General features: G+C 63.7%; 14 protein-coding genes and 1 tRNA gene. 9 read left to right on the forward strand and 6 right to left on the reverse strand.

Annotated features, from left to right (window positions below):
* The first annotated feature begins 46 nt into the window (after positions 1–46).
* Together QY049_RS02525 and QY049_RS02530 are read left to right on the forward strand one after the other, a co-directional pair.
* Complete coding sequence (locus QY049_RS02525) at positions 47–865, forward strand: Spy/CpxP family protein refolding chaperone (RefSeq protein ID WP_301269254.1); 819 nt, start codon at positions 47–49, stop codon at positions 863–865.
* Positions 866–987: 122 nt separating this feature from the next.
* Positions 988–1,365, forward strand: a complete 378-nt coding sequence (locus QY049_RS02530; RefSeq protein ID WP_194475884.1) for a response regulator — start codon at positions 988–990, stop codon at positions 1,363–1,365.
* Between the two features lie 82 nt (positions 1,366–1,447).
* Here QY049_RS02530 and QY049_RS02535 read toward each other — a convergent pair whose 3' ends face one another.
* The 3 genes from QY049_RS02535 to glk form a co-directional block, all read right to left on the reverse strand.
* Positions 1,448–1,603: a hypothetical protein gene (locus QY049_RS02535; protein WP_194475885.1), complete on the reverse strand. Its 156-nt coding sequence runs from the start codon at positions 1,601–1,603 to the stop codon at positions 1,448–1,450.
* A gap of 144 nt (positions 1,604–1,747) precedes the next feature.
* Positions 1,748–1,951, reverse strand: coding sequence for a hypothetical protein (locus QY049_RS02540; RefSeq protein ID WP_301268780.1), 204 nt, complete (start codon positions 1,949–1,951; stop codon positions 1,748–1,750).
* Positions 1,952–2,099: 148 nt separating this feature from the next.
* The gene (glk, locus tag QY049_RS02545) at positions 2,100–3,068 is read right to left on the reverse strand and encodes a glucokinase (protein WP_301268781.1); all 969 of its coding nucleotides are present in this window, start codon (positions 3,066–3,068) and stop codon (positions 2,100–2,102) included.
* A gap of 269 nt (positions 3,069–3,337) precedes the next feature.
* Between glk and pncA the strand changes: the two genes are divergently transcribed.
* The 6 genes from pncA (at position 3,338) to QY049_RS02575 (ending at position 10,723) form a co-directional block, all read left to right on the forward strand.
* A complete protein-coding gene (pncA, locus tag QY049_RS02550; RefSeq protein WP_301268782.1) occupies positions 3,338–3,964 on the forward strand; it encodes a bifunctional nicotinamidase/pyrazinamidase in 627 nt (208 codons plus the stop codon).
* Positions 3,965–3,977: 13 nt separating this feature from the next.
* Positions 3,978–5,093, forward strand: coding sequence for an alpha/beta fold hydrolase (locus QY049_RS02555; protein WP_301268783.1), 1,116 nt, complete (start codon positions 3,978–3,980; stop codon positions 5,091–5,093).
* A 128-nt stretch (positions 5,094–5,221) separates the two neighbouring features.
* A complete protein-coding gene (locus QY049_RS02560) occupies positions 5,222–7,255 on the forward strand; it encodes an NAD(+) synthase (protein WP_301268784.1) in 2,034 nt (677 codons plus the stop codon).
* Positions 7,256–7,873: 618 nt separating this feature from the next.
* Positions 7,874–9,721: a dihydroxy-acid dehydratase gene (ilvD, locus tag QY049_RS02565; protein ID WP_301268785.1), complete on the forward strand. Its 1,848-nt coding sequence runs from the start codon at positions 7,874–7,876 to the stop codon at positions 9,719–9,721.
* 244 nt (positions 9,722–9,965) lie between these two features.
* Positions 9,966–10,289, forward strand: a complete 324-nt coding sequence (locus QY049_RS02570; RefSeq protein ID WP_194482739.1) for a hypothetical protein — start codon at positions 9,966–9,968, stop codon at positions 10,287–10,289.
* Positions 10,290–10,633: 344 nt separating this feature from the next.
* Positions 10,634–10,723 (forward strand) — tRNA-Ser (locus QY049_RS02575).
* A gap of 302 nt (positions 10,724–11,025) precedes the next feature.
* Here QY049_RS02575 and QY049_RS02580 read toward each other — a convergent pair.
* The 3 genes from QY049_RS02580 to QY049_RS02590 form a co-directional block, all read right to left on the reverse strand.
* Complete coding sequence (locus tag QY049_RS02580) at positions 11,026–11,229, reverse strand: hypothetical protein (RefSeq protein ID WP_301268786.1); 204 nt, start codon at positions 11,227–11,229, stop codon at positions 11,026–11,028.
* 1,063 nt (positions 11,230–12,292) lie between these two features.
* Entirely contained in the window at positions 12,293–12,520 is a 228-nt protein-coding gene (locus QY049_RS02585) for a hypothetical protein (RefSeq protein WP_301268787.1), read from the reverse strand.
* A 1,545-nt stretch (positions 12,521–14,065) separates the two neighbouring features.
* The gene (locus QY049_RS02590; protein ID WP_301268788.1) at positions 14,066–14,317 is read right to left on the reverse strand and encodes a DUF3551 domain-containing protein; all 252 of its coding nucleotides are present in this window, start codon (positions 14,315–14,317) and stop codon (positions 14,066–14,068) included.
* A 382-nt stretch (positions 14,318–14,699) separates the two neighbouring features.
* On the opposite strand from QY049_RS02590, the gene QY049_RS02595 reads away from it, so the two are divergent.
* Positions 14,700–14,891, forward strand: a complete 192-nt coding sequence (locus tag QY049_RS02595) for a hypothetical protein (RefSeq protein ID WP_194475894.1) — start codon at positions 14,700–14,702, stop codon at positions 14,889–14,891.
* The last annotated feature ends 27 nt before the right edge of the window (positions 14,892–14,918 follow it).

Consider the following 14,918-nt stretch of genomic DNA (forward strand, 5'->3'; position numbering starts at 1 on the left):
CCTGCCGTTTTCGCGAGAAGGCAAGCAGATCGAGATGGAGACCCAGATGATCAACCCGGCGCCGCCTGCGCGGCTTGGCCTGCGACGCTGGCTCGTGCTCGGCTGCGTGCTAACAATGCTGACTGGCGCGGCGGCAGTTGCGAATGCACAAGGTTTGGTCAAAGGTGTCCAGGACGGCGCTGCAGCCGGCAACAAGGCGGCGGGTCCGGTCGGAGGCGTTCTCGGCGGCGCCATCGGCGGTGTGGTCGGCGTCTTCACCGGCGTGCTCGGCGTGGGAAATAACAACAACGGCCAGCAGCCGGCCGCCAAGGACGCCGGCAAGGACGCATCCAAGGATGCGAAAGATGCCAAGCAGTCGGGCACTGCCAAGGACAAGGATGCCAAGGGCGGCAAGGACACGGCCAGGGCCGGCAAGGGGGCCAAGGCGAGCAAGGAGGCCAAGAATGTGCCTGCGGCTGATGCCAAGGACAAGGACGTCACGGTCCTGACCCAGCCGGGCGCGCCGCAATTGACCGCCGACCAGATCGTCGCCAACAGCGATTCCTACATCGAGCGGATCAAGACCGAGCTCAATCTCACGCCCGATCAGGAGAAGCACTGGTTCGGCTTCTCCAGCGCCATGCACTATCTCGGACACAATGGTGCCGAGCGGCTGAACCTGCGCATTGCGCGGGCCAAGCGGGATCCGCCTGACGACATCATCGAGCAGATGCGCAACGAGGCGCAATTCCTGAACGACCGCGCGGCCGACCAGCGCAATGTCGCCGACGCCGCCGAACCGTTGTATTCGAGCCTCGACGACAAGCAGAAGGAGGTGTTCATCCAGGAGATGGTGCGCCTCAGCCACGAGCGCGGCCTGGATTGATCCTGGATTGCTCGAGCTTGAATCGGATTGCATGCATTCGTGGAAATTGAAGGCCACGAATTCGTGAATCCTTCTCGCAAATCGGGTATGATTAACTTCGCAATGAGGCTTGCGGGGTTGATATGGCGGGCGGACTCTCCGTTTTCCTGGTCGAAGACGAGGCGTTGATCCGGATGATGATCGCCGACATGGTGGAGGAGCTTGGCCACCATGTCGTTGCGGAAGCGGACAATGTGCGCGATGCGAGTGCGTTCGCCATGACCGCGCAGTACGATTTCGCAATCCTCGACATCAATCTGATGGGTGTCTACGTCGATCCCGTCGCCGATCTGATCGAGCGTCGCGGCAAGCCGTTCTTGTTCGCCACCGGCTACGGGCCGGAGTTGTTGCCGTCCTTGCTCCGGCGCCGGCCGATCCTGCGCAAGCCGATTGCGCTGGACCAGCTCAAGACCATGATCGACTCGCTGTTTCCGGATGCGCCGGCGAAGGCATCGCACTAACGCTGTCAGTGACGGGGACGACGTTGACGAAAATGGCCGCCCGAACGGGGCGGCCATTTCGCATGGAAGATCCGTCAGCTGTTCACATCAGGCCGGCGCTGATATCGACGCCGTGTGCCATCAGGCTGACCGAGGCAACGAGGCCCAGGCAGCAGAAGATGACAATCGCCTTGAAAGAATAATCGTTCGACCGGGTCTGGACGGCAGCCGGCATTTCGGCGAGCGAAATCATGCTCATGTTCATTCCCCCTGTTTGATCCTGAATTGCATCAGGTGAGGGCATTGCTAGAGCAAAAAGTTTGATACGGGATTGCCAGGGATCCTTAACGGAATCGCAATCGCTCGCGGGCTCGCCGCCGCGAGTTCGTAGATCGTGCAAGCGTTAGTTGCGACCGCCCTTAAGCACCGTCGCGATGGTGTGGGCCGTCATGGCCGCGCGGTCCGAGGCGCGCTGCGCGGCCAACCGGTCCCGGGCCTTCTCCTCGATCAACAGTTCGATCAGCGCCATGCGCTTGCTTTCATCGTCTGCCTCGGTCAGCAGCCGGTGATAGCGGTGATAGTCGAAGCCCACATCCTGCTTACGCATGTCACGCCCCCGTACCTACGCCACACACACGCGCGAATTGTTTCCCATGGGAAACAAGGGTGCAAGCACGATCCTGCGTGGAACCGCGGGTGCACTGCAATCAACTGTGCATAGTTAATGGCGTGTGCGGCGCGTTGGCGGGGCGCGCTCAACCCAGATTGTGGTCGGCGAACATCTTCAGGCCGACGAAGCTCGCATCGGGCTTCATGACGAGGCGCGTCGGGATGTTGCGAAGGTAATCCTGGAAGCGCCCCTTGGCTTCGAAACGCGCGCGGAACGCTGAAGCCGAAAGGAATTCCGGAAAGCGCGGCACGATCCCGCCGGCAATGTAGACGCCGCCTCGGGCGCCGAATGTCACCGCGAGATTGCCGGCGACGGAGCCGAGGATGGCGCAAAACATCTCCAGGGTCGCGCGGCTGAGCTCGCAAGTACCGTCCAGCGCCGCCTTGGTGATCCCTGCGGCATCGCGTTGCGGCACCTGGGCTTCATCGACCTCGGCCATCGCCTCGTAGAGGGATTGCAGGCCGGAGCCGGAGAGAGCGCCACGCTCGATGGAGACATGGCCGAAGCGCCGGCGCATGGAGGCGATCACCCGTTCCTCGCGCTCGTTTTCTGCCGGCAGCGTCGCGTGACCGGCCTCCGTCACGACGGCGAGTCGGGAGCCATGGCGCTCGACCAGGCAGGAGACGCCAAAACCGGTCCCGGGCCCGATCACCAGCAGCGGCTCCCCGGACATGCCGTCCTGTCCGCCGAGCGGAATCAGGTCGGCCGGCTGGAGGGCGGGCAGGGACCAGGCCACGACCTCGAAATCATTGAGCACGTGGACGCTGTCGAAGCCGAGTGCGGGCTGGAGCTCGTTGCCGTCGATCACCCAGGGGCTGTTGGTCATGACGCAGCGGTTGTTGGTGACGGGACCGGCCACTGCCAGAACGGCCCGGACCGGCTTCTCGCCGTCCGCCCGCCGCAGCACGTCGGCGATGGCTTCGCGGACCGTCGGATGGTCGGCGACCTTCACATAGTCGATCGGTCCGATCCGCTCGCCGTTGCTCAGCGCAAAGCGCGCATTGGTGCCGCCGATATCGGCGAGAAGTATGTTTCCTGTCTTGCCGATACTCATGACCATCCGGCTACCGTGACCTTGCAAGCCGCGGGAACCCATCTCCTCCGATGCTTCGACCCAATCCTGAAGTTGCGGATACCAGAGAATCCGCACTCGGGTACAGCTAGTCAACACGGCCGGCGGCAAAGCGTTGCATCCGGAGCCGCCGGCCATTCGCGCGACATCGTTGCAGGATAGCAGCGGTTGCGAAGCCGCGCGGGAAGATCGACATTGCCAGGAACGGCCGGTGCCACTTCTGCGCCGGGTGGATAACATGGGATCTCTCGATGAAGATATCCGACCGCGACGTGCTGCTGGTGATCGACGTGCAGAACGATTTCTGCACGGGCGGGGCGCTCGCCGTGCCCGGCGGCGAGAAGGTCGTCCCCGCCATCAACCGGATCGCCCAAAAATTCACCAATGTGGTGCTGACGCAGGACTGGCATCCCGCCGACCACGTCTCCTTCGCGCCGAACCATCCGGGCAGGCAGCCGTTCCAGACCATCGAGCTCGACTATGGCACCCAGGTGCTCTGGCCGACACATTGCGTCCAGGGCACGGCCGGAGCCGAATTCCATCGGGATCTGGACGTCACGCGGGCAGGCCTGGTGGTGCGCAAGGGTTTTCGCCGCGTCATCGATTCCTATTCGGCCCTGTTCGAGAACGACAAGAAGACGCCGACCGGCCTGCTCGGCTATTTGCGCGAGCGTGAGCTTAAGAACGTTTTCGTCGCGGGCCTGGCGCTCGACTTCTGCGTCCGCTTCTCGGCCGAGGACGCCCGCAAGGCGGGATTCGAGGTCGTGGTGATCGAGGACGCCTGCCGCGGCATCGACCTCGACGGCTCGGTCGCAGCGACCCATCGAAGTTTCAGGGAGCTCGGCATCGCCGTCGTCAGCCTGGAGGCATTCCTGTGAGGATCGCGCGATAATGGTGGAGAAGAGCGGCCAGCATCCGGCTGGATCGGACCGTGGTCCCGACGACCCCATGCTATGGCCGTTCGCGGCGGCGCGGCTCGCGATGGACGCCTGCTTGTGGTGGCTGGAGCGCGGCCCCGTGGAGCAGGGCGAGAGCGATGTTCCCTGGACCACATCAGGCATCGTGGCGCTGGAGCTTTCCACCATGCGGCTACGCGATTGTTCGCGGACGCGATCCGGCCAGCCCGCGCTGGTCTGCGCGCCTTACGCGCTGCACCGTGCGCTGATCGCCGATTTCGCATCCGGCCACAGCGTGCTGCAGTCGCTGCAACAAGGCGGCATCGATCGGGTCTATCTCACCGATTGGCGATCGGCCTCGCCCGAGATGCGCTATCTCTCGATCGACAGCTATCTGTCCGATCTCAATGTCGCCGTCGACGAAATCGGTTCGCCCGTTGATCTCATCGGCCTGTGCCAGGGCGGTTGGCTGTCGCTGCTCTACGCGGCGCGCTTTCCGGCCAAGGTGCGGCGGCTGGTGCTGGTTGGCGCGCCGGTCGATCTCTCGGTCGAGTCCAGGCTGGCGCAGCTCGCCCGCAATGCGCCCGAGATCGTCTACGACCAGCTCGTCGCGCGTGGCGGCGGCAATGTCAGCGGCGCGGAGATGCTGCATGTCTGGTCGAAGGCGCCCGATCGCGACGATATCGCGGCGGCGTTGCAGCGAGACCTCTCGGACGAGGAGGGCGCGGCCCTGCTCGCGCGCTTCGACCGCTGGAACACCGAGACGCTCAATCTGCCGGGCAGCTATTATCTGGAGATCGTCAACTGGATCTTTCGCGAGAACCGGATCGCGTCGGGCAACTTCACGGCACTCGGCCGTGCGATCGACCTGAAGGACGTCAAGGCGCCGGTCTTCCTGCTGGCCGGGCTCGATGACGATGTCGTGCCGGCCACGCAGGCGCTCGCGACCACAAATCTGATCGGCACGCCGCCGGCGTTCGTCGCAGCAGCCTCCGAACCCAGCAACCATCTCGGCCTGTTCATGGGTGCCAGGACCCACGCCCATGCCTGGCCCCGGATCGCCGAATGGCTGCGCAACGACATCTCCAGCGTACTGGCGCGCCGCGCCTGACATCAGGCGTGGCGTGCAAATCCGTTATGCATGATGGCGGATGGCCTGCACGCGGCCGGGTTGATGGGCTACATAGAGTCCGGAGCCGGCCGCGGCCGGTCCGATGAGATTCAAGGGTCCTTTGCGCGATGAGCTTCCACTCGATCTACGCCCACGGTTTTGCGCGCGTTGCGGCCTGCGTCACCACCTCCCACGTGGCCGATCCCGCGGCCAATGCGAAAGCGGTCATCGCGGCGGCAAAGGCTTGCGACGCGCAGTCGGCGGCGGTCGCCGTGTTTCCCGAGCTGTGCCTGTCCGGTTATGCGATCGAGGACCTCGTCAAGCAGGATCCGCTGCTCGATGCCGTCGAGCGCGGGCTCGCCGCTGTCGTCGAGGCTTCCGCGGCACTGATGACCGCGCTGATCGTCGGCGCGCCGTTGCGATTTGGCCATCGCATCTACAATTGTGCGGTCGTCATCCATCGCGGGAAGGTCCTGGGCGTCGTGCCCAAGAGCTATCTGCCGACCTATCGCGAATTCTATGAGGGCCGCCATTTCGCTTCCGGCGCCGGCATCGCCGGCGAGGCGATCGCCATCGGTGCGCTCCAGGCGCCGTTCGGGACCGACCTGCTGTTTGCGGCCGAGGATGTCCCGGGCCTCACCATCGGCGTCGAGATCTGCGAGGACATGTGGATCCCGGTGACGCCGGGGTCCGAGCTGGCGCTCGCCGGCGCCAGCGTGCTGATCAATCTCTCGGGCAGTCCGATCACGATCGGCCGGGCCCGCGCGCGTGCGCTGCTGTGCCAATCGACCTCGGCGCGCTGTCTTGCGGCCTATGTCTATTCGGCCGCCGGGGCAGGGGAATCCACCACTGATCTCGCCTGGGACGGCCAGACCTCGATCTACGAGAACGGCGCGTTGCTGGCCGAGGGCGAGCGCTTCCGGCAGGGCGGCCAGATCACGACGGCCGACGTCGATCTCGACCTGCTCAGGCAGGAACGCGCGCTGATGGGCACGTTCGACGACAACCGCCGGCAGCGCGAGGGCAGCTTCCGCAAAGTGCCGTTCGCCCTGAAGCCGCCGGCCGCCGACATCGGCTTCTTGCGCAAGGTCGAACGCTTTCCCTTCGTGCCGAGCGACGAGAGCCTGCTCGAGCAGGATTGCTACGAGGCCTACAACATCCAGGTCGCAGGGCTGGTGCAGCGCATGCGCGCCACCGGCACCAGGCGCGTCGTGATCGGCGTCTCCGGCGGCCTGGATTCCACCCATGCGCTGATCGTCGCCGCCAAGGCCGTCGACCTGCTCGGCCTGCCGCGCGAGAATATTTTGGCCTACACCATGCCGGGCTTTGCCACCGGCAGCGAGAGCAAGACCAACGCGCTGGCACTGATGAAGGCGCTCAATACGACCTGGCAGGAGCTCGACATCCGCACCACGGCCACGCAGATGCTGAAGGACATCGGCCACCCCTTCGGCAAGGGTGAGAAGGTCTACGACGTCACCTTCGAGAACGTGCAGGCGGGCCTGCGCACCGACTATCTGTTCCGCCTCGCCAACCATCACGGCGGCATCGTCATCGGCACCGGCGATCTCTCCGAGCTCGCGCTCGGCTGGTGCACCTACGGTGTCGGCGACCAGATGGCGCACTATAACGTCAACGCCGGCGTGCCGAAGACGCTGATCCAGCATCTGATCCGTTGGGTGATCGCCTCGAAACAGTTCAGCGGCGATGTGAACGGAACGCTCGCCTCGATCCTGTCGGCGGAAATCTCGCCGGAGCTGGTTCCGGTCAAGCCCGGCGAGAAGCCGCAGAGCACGGAGGCCTCGGTCGGACCCTACGAGCTGCAGGATTTCAACCTGTTCTACACGCTGCGCTTCGGGATGCGGCCGTCGAAGATCGCCTTCATGGCGTGGCAGGCCTGGAAGGATGCGGCTGAGGGCGAATGGCCGCCGGCATTCCCGGCCGACAAGCGCAGGGCGTACGATCTTCATGAGATCCGCCGCTGGCTGGAAGTGTTCCTGCGCCGCTTCTTCGCGTTCAGCCAGTTCAAGCGCTCTGCAATGCCGAACGGACCGAAGGTTTCGGCCGGTGGTTCGCTGTCGCCGCGCGGCGACTGGCGCGCGCCATCGGATTCGAGCGCGGCCGCCTGGCTCGAGGATCTCGAGCGCAACGTGCCGAAATGATCTGACGATGAGGACAACCCGAGATGACTTCGCGCCGCACGGCTGATCGAGCCGGCGACGCGACATCACGTTCAATCTGGAAAGCACGAGGTCCGGAGTGCCTAGGAGTCCGGACCTCGCCACCTTGCCCCAGCCTTCGATTCCCCCGCCCCAGATGGTCCCCCAACCCCGTGGTGCGCGATCAGAAGGTGATGCCCTTGGAAGGCCGCCGATCGATGTCCCGCGATGTACGCGAGATCGAAATAGGATTCCATTCCGGATCACTACGGACGTAAACGTGCTTGATCCGCGCCCGAATGCGTGTGCGTTTGCGCGCACACGCTCGCGCGGGCAATCGCGCCTCGCAGCTTCAATTGTCATTCGACCTGCGCAACCGACTTCCGACGACTGGTGATGTCGCTCGCTCGTCTCGTCAACATTTTGCTGCCGATCGGCTCGCGCGGGCGGCTTGGTCCGACCCTGCAATAGCGGCAGGGGAGGCCTGCGATCGCCCGATCTGGGCCCTTTCGCGGCAAGTTCCCGTTGCGCCAACCCACCCCGTGCGCTATCCGGCCGGAAAGGCCTGAAGCGGCTCCGGATTTTCCCGCCCAGGCAGTCAAACCCGAGGACGGAAACGCCATGCCAGCCTATCGCTCCCGCACCACCACCCACGGCCGCAACATGGCGGGCGCCCGCGGCCTCTGGCGCGCGACGGGCATGAAGGACGGCGATTTCGGCAAGCCGATCATCGCGGTCGTCAACTCCTTCACCCAGTTCGTGCCCGGCCACGTCCATCTGAAGGACCTCGGCCAGCTCGTCGCGCGCGAAATCGAACAGGCCGGCGGCGTCGCCAAGGAGTTCAACACCATCGCGGTCGACGACGGCATCGCCATGGGCCACGACGGCATGCTCTACAGCCTGCCGTCGCGCGAGCTGATCGCCGACAGCGTCGAGTACATGGCCAACGCGCACTGTGCCGACGGCCTCGTCTGCATTTCCAACTGCGACAAGATCACGCCCGGCATGCTGATGGCCGCGCTGCGCCTCAACATTCCTGCCGTGTTCGTGTCGGGCGGACCGATGGAGGCCGGCAAGGTCAAGCTGCAGGGCAAGACCAAGGCCGTCGACCTCATCGACGCCATGGTCGCCGCCGCCGACTCCAAGGTCAGCGACGAGGACGTCAAGGTGATCGAGCGCTCGGCTTGCCCGACCTGCGGCTCCTGCTCGGGCATGTTCACGGCCAATTCGATGAACTGCCTGACCGAGGCGCTTGGTCTCGCGCTGCCCGGCAACGGCACCGTGGTCGCGACCCACGCCGACCGCAAGCGCCTGTTCGTCGAAGCCGGCCACACCATCGTCGACCTCGTCCGCCGCTATTACGAGCAGGACGACGCCTCCGTGCTCCCGCGCAATATCGCGAACTTCAAGGCGTTCGAGAACGCGATGACGCTCGACATCGCGATGGGCGGCTCGACCAACACCGTGCTGCATCTGCTCGCCGCAGCCCACGAGGGCGAGGTCGCCTTCACCATGCAGGACATCGACCGCCTGTCGCGCCGCGTCCCCGTACTCTGCAAGGTGGCGCCATCGGTCGCCGACGTCCACGTCGAGGACGTGCATCGCGCCGGCGGCATCCTGGGCATTTTGGGCGAGCTCGACCGCGCCGGCCTGATCGACACGTCGGTCTCCACCGTGCACGCGCCGACCATGAACGAGGCGCTGGAGCGCTGGGACATCAAGCGCTCGAAGAGCGAGGCTGTCAGAACCTTCTATCGCGCCTCGCCGGGCGGCATCCCCACGCAAGTCGCCTTCAGCCAGGAGCGCCGCTACGACGAGCTCGATTCCGATCGCGAGAAGGGCGTGGTGCGCGATCTCGAGCACGCCTTCAGCAAGGACGGTGGTCTTGCCGTGCTCTACGGCAACCTCGCGCAGGACGGCTGCATCGTGAAGACCGCGGGCGTTGACGCCTCGATCCTGAAATTCGCCGGCCCCGCGCGCGTGTTCGAGAGCCAGGACGCGGCCGTCGAAGGCATTCTGGGCGGCAAGGTCGTGGCCGGCGAGATCGTGGTCATCATCTACGAGGGACCGCGCGGCGGCCCCGGCATGCAGGAGATGCTGTATCCGACCAGCTATCTGAAATCGATGGGTCTCGGCAAAGCCTGCGCGCTCGTCACCGACGGACGTTTCTCCGGCGGCTCCTCGGGCCTGTCGATCGGCCATCTCTCGCCGGAAGCGGCCGAAGGCGGCAACATCGCGCTGGTGCGCACCGGCGACCGCATCGCGATCGACATTCCCAACCGCAGCATCAACCTCGAGATCTCCGACGAGGAGCTCGCGAAGCGTCGCGCGGCGGAGGAGGCGAAGGGCGATGCCGCCTGGCAGCCGGCCGCGCGCAAGCGCAACGTCTCGACTGCGCTGCAAGCCTACGCTGCGCTCACCACCAGCGCCGCGCGCGGCGCCGTGCGTGAAGTGAAGCGTCGCAAATAGGCGCGTCTCGCGCGGGCGTGATCGCGAAGCTCGCGGTCACGCCTTGCGGATGGTCAACAAGTTCTGAACGGCCGGCGCAAGCCGGCCGTTCGCATTAAGGATGCCTCGACGAACTTCGGCAGGAATGAATTTTGCGGCGTATACTGCATGCGACCTTCGCAAATCCATTTCGGGCAACTGGGGCACCACCATAATGTCTCGTACTCTTGCTGTTGTTTTCTCGACTGCCGTCGCCGCGATTTCGATGACGGGCGCGGCCTCGGCCGGCTGCTACAATTGCTACGCGCCGCCGCCGTGCACGACCTGCTATCAGCAGCAATATGTCGCGCCGCAATACCGCACCGTCGACGAGACCGTGATGGTGTCGCCCGGTGCGACCGTCGCGCATCGCACCCCGGCGCAGTATCGCACCGTGATGGTTCCGCAGACCGTGATGGTGGCGCCGCCCAGCGTCCAGTACGAACGCATCCCGCCCCAATATGCGACGCGCCAGCGCGTCGAGATGGTCTCGCCGGGCTATTCCTATTACGCTCCCGTGCAGCCTGCCTGCGGCCATTGCGGCTACTGAGCCCGAAGTCACAAATCAAGCGCAACACACAGGCTTGGCGCGGCGTCTTTCGGGGCGCCGCGTTTGCTTTTGTGGCAAGCCAAACGAGGCCCGGAAATGGAGGCGAATCCAACCGGGCCTCGCGACCAGCGACGCCCTGGGTGGCATCGCCGATGTTCGGGATGGCTGAGGGGGCGATTGCCGATGAATCAACCCGCGTGCTGCTCAGGCTAGAGGACCAGCCTGACGCCCGCCTGACAGGTCGCCGTTGGTGGCGAAGTCGATACGGGCAACCCAACTTCGCGTTGCCTTGCGCGGCCGACTGGGTTAAGCGACAGCCGTTCCGGACCTGCAATTCCGGACCTGGAAGGGTGGCCGAGTGGTTTAAGGCACCGGTCTTGAAAACCGGCGTGCCCGCAAGGGTACCGTGGGTTCGAATCCCACCCCTTCCGCCAGCACGCCTTCCCCAGACATCCACCTACGTCCGGTTCAAACCGAATTCTTTTTGGTGGCGTCGCTATTGCGGTGGGAGCTACCAGGCTGGGCTCCTCTTCTAACTGGTCGGGAGCCACCCCTGATTGCACGTTTGTGAACAGCGTTGGTGCTCGTGACGCGGGCCGCTGTCGGCGGGTCTTTCTTTTTGATCGCGTCTCACCACAGCTGAAAGCGTGCTCGACGAAAAGGCGGCGACTTGGGCGGCGAGCTTGAAATGAGGCCGCCAAGCCGTGGCGGCCTCTCGTCGTCTTTGGCGACGTCCTCACAAACCCAATACGACCCCCACAGCAACGCCTGTCAGAATGAGTTCGCCCACCGTTTGACCCACACTCATGCCGGGGCCGCCGTAGGGCACATATGCACCGGGCGCTTTCGGATCCATCTGGCCCCGGCCATCGTTCATCATGCCGCCGCCAACCGCATCGAGATCGTCGATGGAAAGAAAATCCACATCCAGCGTGTTCATGTTCATCCTCCTTTGTAAGGGACCATTCCCTTACATGACGGAGTATGCGGTGCGGCTTTTCGGCGCGGTGATCGCTGTCACACAGGAACCGCCAGGGCACGCGCCCGTGATTGCCTTTGAACAGATGGGGGCGTCCGGGAGCGCTCAAACGAGAACATCCAAGCTGGTCGACACACGGCCCGCCGTCGATTTGCGTTGAGCGGGCCTTCCCTGGGAAGTTTACGAGTGGGTGTCCGCTGTGGGGCCGCGTTGCAGGCCTTCGATCGCTTTCCGATAGTACTCGGCCACCTTGAGAAGACCCTCTCGCTCAAGATCGAAGGAAGCGATGGACGCGTGCTCTCTGCATGCGCGTTCGAGCCTGCGGAATTCCTTTAATTCCCGATTCAACGATAGCTCCTCAGTTTGAGGCAACCCCGTTTCATGGCGGTGTCAATCTATCCAATTGCCCAAAATTCCCGCAACAACAAATATCAACCGGGGCTTGTTCCGGTTTGGAACCGCCGGGCCTTGGCCAGCCTCTTGGTGCTCCCGGTGGCGACCGTGCAGCGCGAGCTGATCTATTGATGCCTCGGGATGTCCGACCAGAAAAACTCGTTTCGCAAAATTCGCCTATTGGTTTCGGGGCGACGCTTCCCCTGTGCCGCGAGTCTGAGAACGCGCTCGGCTACATCTACGGACGTTCGCCGACGCTGGAACGTCGGTCTGGATAGAAACTTCGCCTATGCCAAAAATTTACGATGGCGCTTGCTCACGATGTCAATCGGCTAACTCGAGCTTCCTCATTTCCTGAAGCTGAGCTGAGCCAAGCAAAACTCGCGGTAAATTCTGTCAATGAATGGCCACATGACAATCCCCGTTGGTCAAACAATCGAATGCCGGGCCCCCTTATTTCAGTGGCTTCACAGCGCTAGGGAAATGGCTTCGTGGGCGAGGGGCCTTGTCAAACTTGCGTCGCGGAAACTGTACGCGCGAACGACGCCTCGCGAAGGCATGAAAGAGGCGCGCGGATTATACAATTCGCGCGCCTCTGAAACCGTTCACGACGACTGGGGTCAGCAGCCGTTCAGAACGGCCTCCAGCGGCGCGGATGGTGCCGGTAATAATCGTAGTCGCGGTCGCAGTCGTCGTAGCCATAGTGACCGGATCCGCCGAGGACGATGGTTACACCACCCCGATGGTCGCCCCCGTGATGCCAGCCGCCAAACTCGAATGCGGAGGCGGAGGTCGGGGCCAGAGCAGCCGCACCCAATGCAACTGCGGCAAAAGCAATAAAAGAGAACTTGCGCAACATGGATTGATTCCTCTCTGTCTGGTTTGATGGAAGTCCTGCGTCGACATGGCCTGGGGCCTGCGAAGCGGTGAATGGATATCGCGACACGGCGAGCACAATCTGTGACACGCGCCACACATCGGTTTGCGATACCGGACCGTGTCCTGTCGGATCGGCGAACGAGGTCGGAGAGCGGGCGGCATTGCATGCGCAAGCAGCGAAGCGCGAATGGTGTCTACCCGACGGGAAAACTCGGAAATCGCCTGTTTAACGCAGCAGGTCCCTTGCCCGCACCTTGTGGGCCCAGGTTCATAAAAGGTTCCCTCGGTCCGCTTAAATTTTAAGTCTGCGCCATAAACAGTTTAGTTCGGGGGGTCCGAAACCTACCCGCCGGGCCGGTCGTTCTCAGGGGGATGGCTGCGCCATTCCACCTCCTGCGGCCGTCCGGCCCCGATGTGCTCGCGCGCCGGGGCCGTCTTTTTGTCTGGGGCATCCCGAAACCAACAACGCCGCCCGCTTGAAATGATCGCGGACGGCGCTGCTCCAGCCCCGGGAAGGATTGGCAAAATCCCGGTAGCGGTAAATTCGCAATTTTGTGCGCTGCGGTCAATTCGGGCCGGCCGGTTATCGTCAAATTTAATGCCCGGCGTGCGATGCGCTTCTCACAGGGCGCACGAAAGTCACTACAACTCTGCCCGCCAAATGAAACCCGCCCCCTGCGTGATCGTCTTTGCGGGACGGCAGGGGGCGGGCGGCAGAGATATTACTATGCGTAGCGCCGAAGCGCTGATGTAAGCTACACCAACCGGGAAAAAGTGGCAATCCCGAGTTCCGTTTCAGGTGAGCCGGTCGGGCAGGTGACTGACACCGACCGTAGACATGGGTTCGGTGGCGGCGTTCGCAAGTCCGGCGCCTTATGTGGGCGCAGCAGGTTCTGGCGATGGTGGTGGCCGTTCAGTTGGAAGGCGAGGTTGGGCTTGGGGGAGCGCGGCCCCAAGCTTGCCGAGGAAGAGAAGATGGCTTTGCCATCACCACCTCTTCAAGATCAGCGATCTAAATCCGGGAAAAAATAGCAGTTTCAGGAGCCGGGCGTCACCCGGCGACAAGGTGAGTCCTGCACACCCTTCGCCTTCACCAACTGGCGGATGACACGTTCGCAACGACAAGCCTTTCACTGGCGAGATCGTCGGCGTTACCGCCGAGCCGGATCGTCTGGAGGTGGCGAGGCCCGCCGGTGACGCGGCGGGCCTTTTTCATCATGCAAGGCAAGCAATGATGGCGAGCACCACGTCGGTGCCGAGGTCGCCGGAATACATCCAGATGGCAAATCCGGCGCCGAGAGCAACTGCAAACACCTTGAGAGCGATCATCTTCAGTCTCCCTCCAACTCGACGCGAAGCTAGCGCCGCTCGGTTTCCGCAGTGCTTCGAGAGGAGAGAGAATGCGTTTCCTTCACCGAACCGTGTGTTTGCGGCCACCAGTCCCTGAAATGGTCGACAGTCGGGATGTATCGGTGATCTCGCTCGGTTTCCTGGTTGATTTCGCCCGGAATCGCCGCCGCGCCTGTCAGCGACGTGGCTGCAACTTCTTCGGTGCGGGCTGGGGCTGCTGCTGCTTGAACCTCACGCGCGGATTGATGTCGCAAGTCGTGTTCCAGCGGCCTGACGCCGACCACATGCATTGCTCCCGGGTCTCGTACATGCACTCGCCCGGCCAGCCGAGATCGTCGCCGACGACGCACCAGGGATAGTCGCGGTCTGCGTGCGCAGCAGGGAGAGATCCCAGAAGGATCAGCAGGGCGAGGACTGTGGTGCGCATCTTGGTTCTCCAGGAAATGACGCCCTCAATGAAAGCCTCGAGGGCCGAAGCCAATGGCAAGTCCGGGCCTTGGTTCCAGCGGGGCCCATGGGGAGGTCGATCGATTTCGGAATAATCGCATTATGCCAGTGTTTTGCCCGGCGCGTCAATTGGCTTTTGCAACGTCGCGGAGGTCCGCTGGGTAAGATCTTGATTCGACGCGCGTGGGCTACTGTGCATGGGGTTGTTTTGATGGTTTGGCGGGGGGCTGAGTCTTTGGAGCCTTCGATGCCGTCGGGTACTTATCCGCTAAGCGATTGAAACGGTGTAGATTTCCGTTCTTCCGATGCGCGCGGTCAGGCCGCGAGATGGAACCTTCTCCCCACCACCGCGTTATCCCGGCATGACCGATGACCTTTCCTTCCGACGCAAGCCCTTGACCCCCGAACAGCGCCAGGCGCGCGATGCCGCACGCCGGATCGAGGCCGAGAAGGCCATGCGCGACCATGAGGAAGCGCAGCGGGCGTTTCATGCCAATCGCGAGCGGCTCAAGGCCGAGCGGCTCGCGCGCGAGGCAGCCGCAGCCAAAGCCTGAGAGGGCGTGTCCGTCGGGCTTCCCCGG

This window comes from Bradyrhizobium sp. WYCCWR 13022, from assembly GCF_030435535.1.
Lineage (GTDB): Bacteria > Pseudomonadota > Alphaproteobacteria > Rhizobiales > Xanthobacteraceae > Bradyrhizobium.

Excerpts from the sequence above, each read along its gene's own strand:
- QY049_RS02525 (WP_301269254.1), top strand. The coding sequence starts at position 47 with ATGATCAACCCGGCGCCGCCTGCGCGGCTTGGCCTGCGACGCTGGCTC.
- QY049_RS02530 (WP_194475884.1), top strand. The coding sequence starts at position 988 with ATGGCGGGCGGACTCTCCGTTTTCCTGGTCGAAGACGAGGCGTTGATC.
- QY049_RS02535 (WP_194475885.1), bottom strand. The coding sequence starts at position 1,603 with ATGAGCATGATTTCGCTCGCCGAAATGCCGGCTGCCGTCCAGACCCGG.
- QY049_RS02540 (WP_301268780.1), bottom strand. The coding sequence starts at position 1,951 with ATGCGTAAGCAGGATGTGGGCTTCGACTATCACCGCTATCACCGGCTG.
- glk (WP_301268781.1), bottom strand. The coding sequence starts at position 3,068 with ATGAGTATCGGCAAGACAGGAAACATACTTCTCGCCGATATCGGCGGC.
- pncA (WP_301268782.1), top strand. The coding sequence starts at position 3,338 with ATGAAGATATCCGACCGCGACGTGCTGCTGGTGATCGACGTGCAGAAC.
- QY049_RS02555 (WP_301268783.1), top strand. The coding sequence starts at position 3,978 with ATGGTGGAGAAGAGCGGCCAGCATCCGGCTGGATCGGACCGTGGTCCC.
- QY049_RS02560 (WP_301268784.1), top strand. The coding sequence starts at position 5,222 with ATGAGCTTCCACTCGATCTACGCCCACGGTTTTGCGCGCGTTGCGGCC.
- ilvD (WP_301268785.1), top strand. The coding sequence starts at position 7,874 with ATGCCAGCCTATCGCTCCCGCACCACCACCCACGGCCGCAACATGGCG.
- QY049_RS02570 (WP_194482739.1), top strand. The coding sequence starts at position 9,966 with ATGACGGGCGCGGCCTCGGCCGGCTGCTACAATTGCTACGCGCCGCCG.
- QY049_RS02580 (WP_301268786.1), bottom strand. The coding sequence starts at position 11,229 with ATGAACACGCTGGATGTGGATTTTCTTTCCATCGACGATCTCGATGCG.
- QY049_RS02585 (WP_301268787.1), bottom strand. The coding sequence starts at position 12,520 with ATGTTGCGCAAGTTCTCTTTTATTGCTTTTGCCGCAGTTGCATTGGGT.
- QY049_RS02590 (WP_301268788.1), bottom strand. The coding sequence starts at position 14,317 with ATGCGCACCACAGTCCTCGCCCTGCTGATCCTTCTGGGATCTCTCCCT.
- QY049_RS02595 (WP_194475894.1), top strand. The coding sequence starts at position 14,700 with ATGACCGATGACCTTTCCTTCCGACGCAAGCCCTTGACCCCCGAACAG.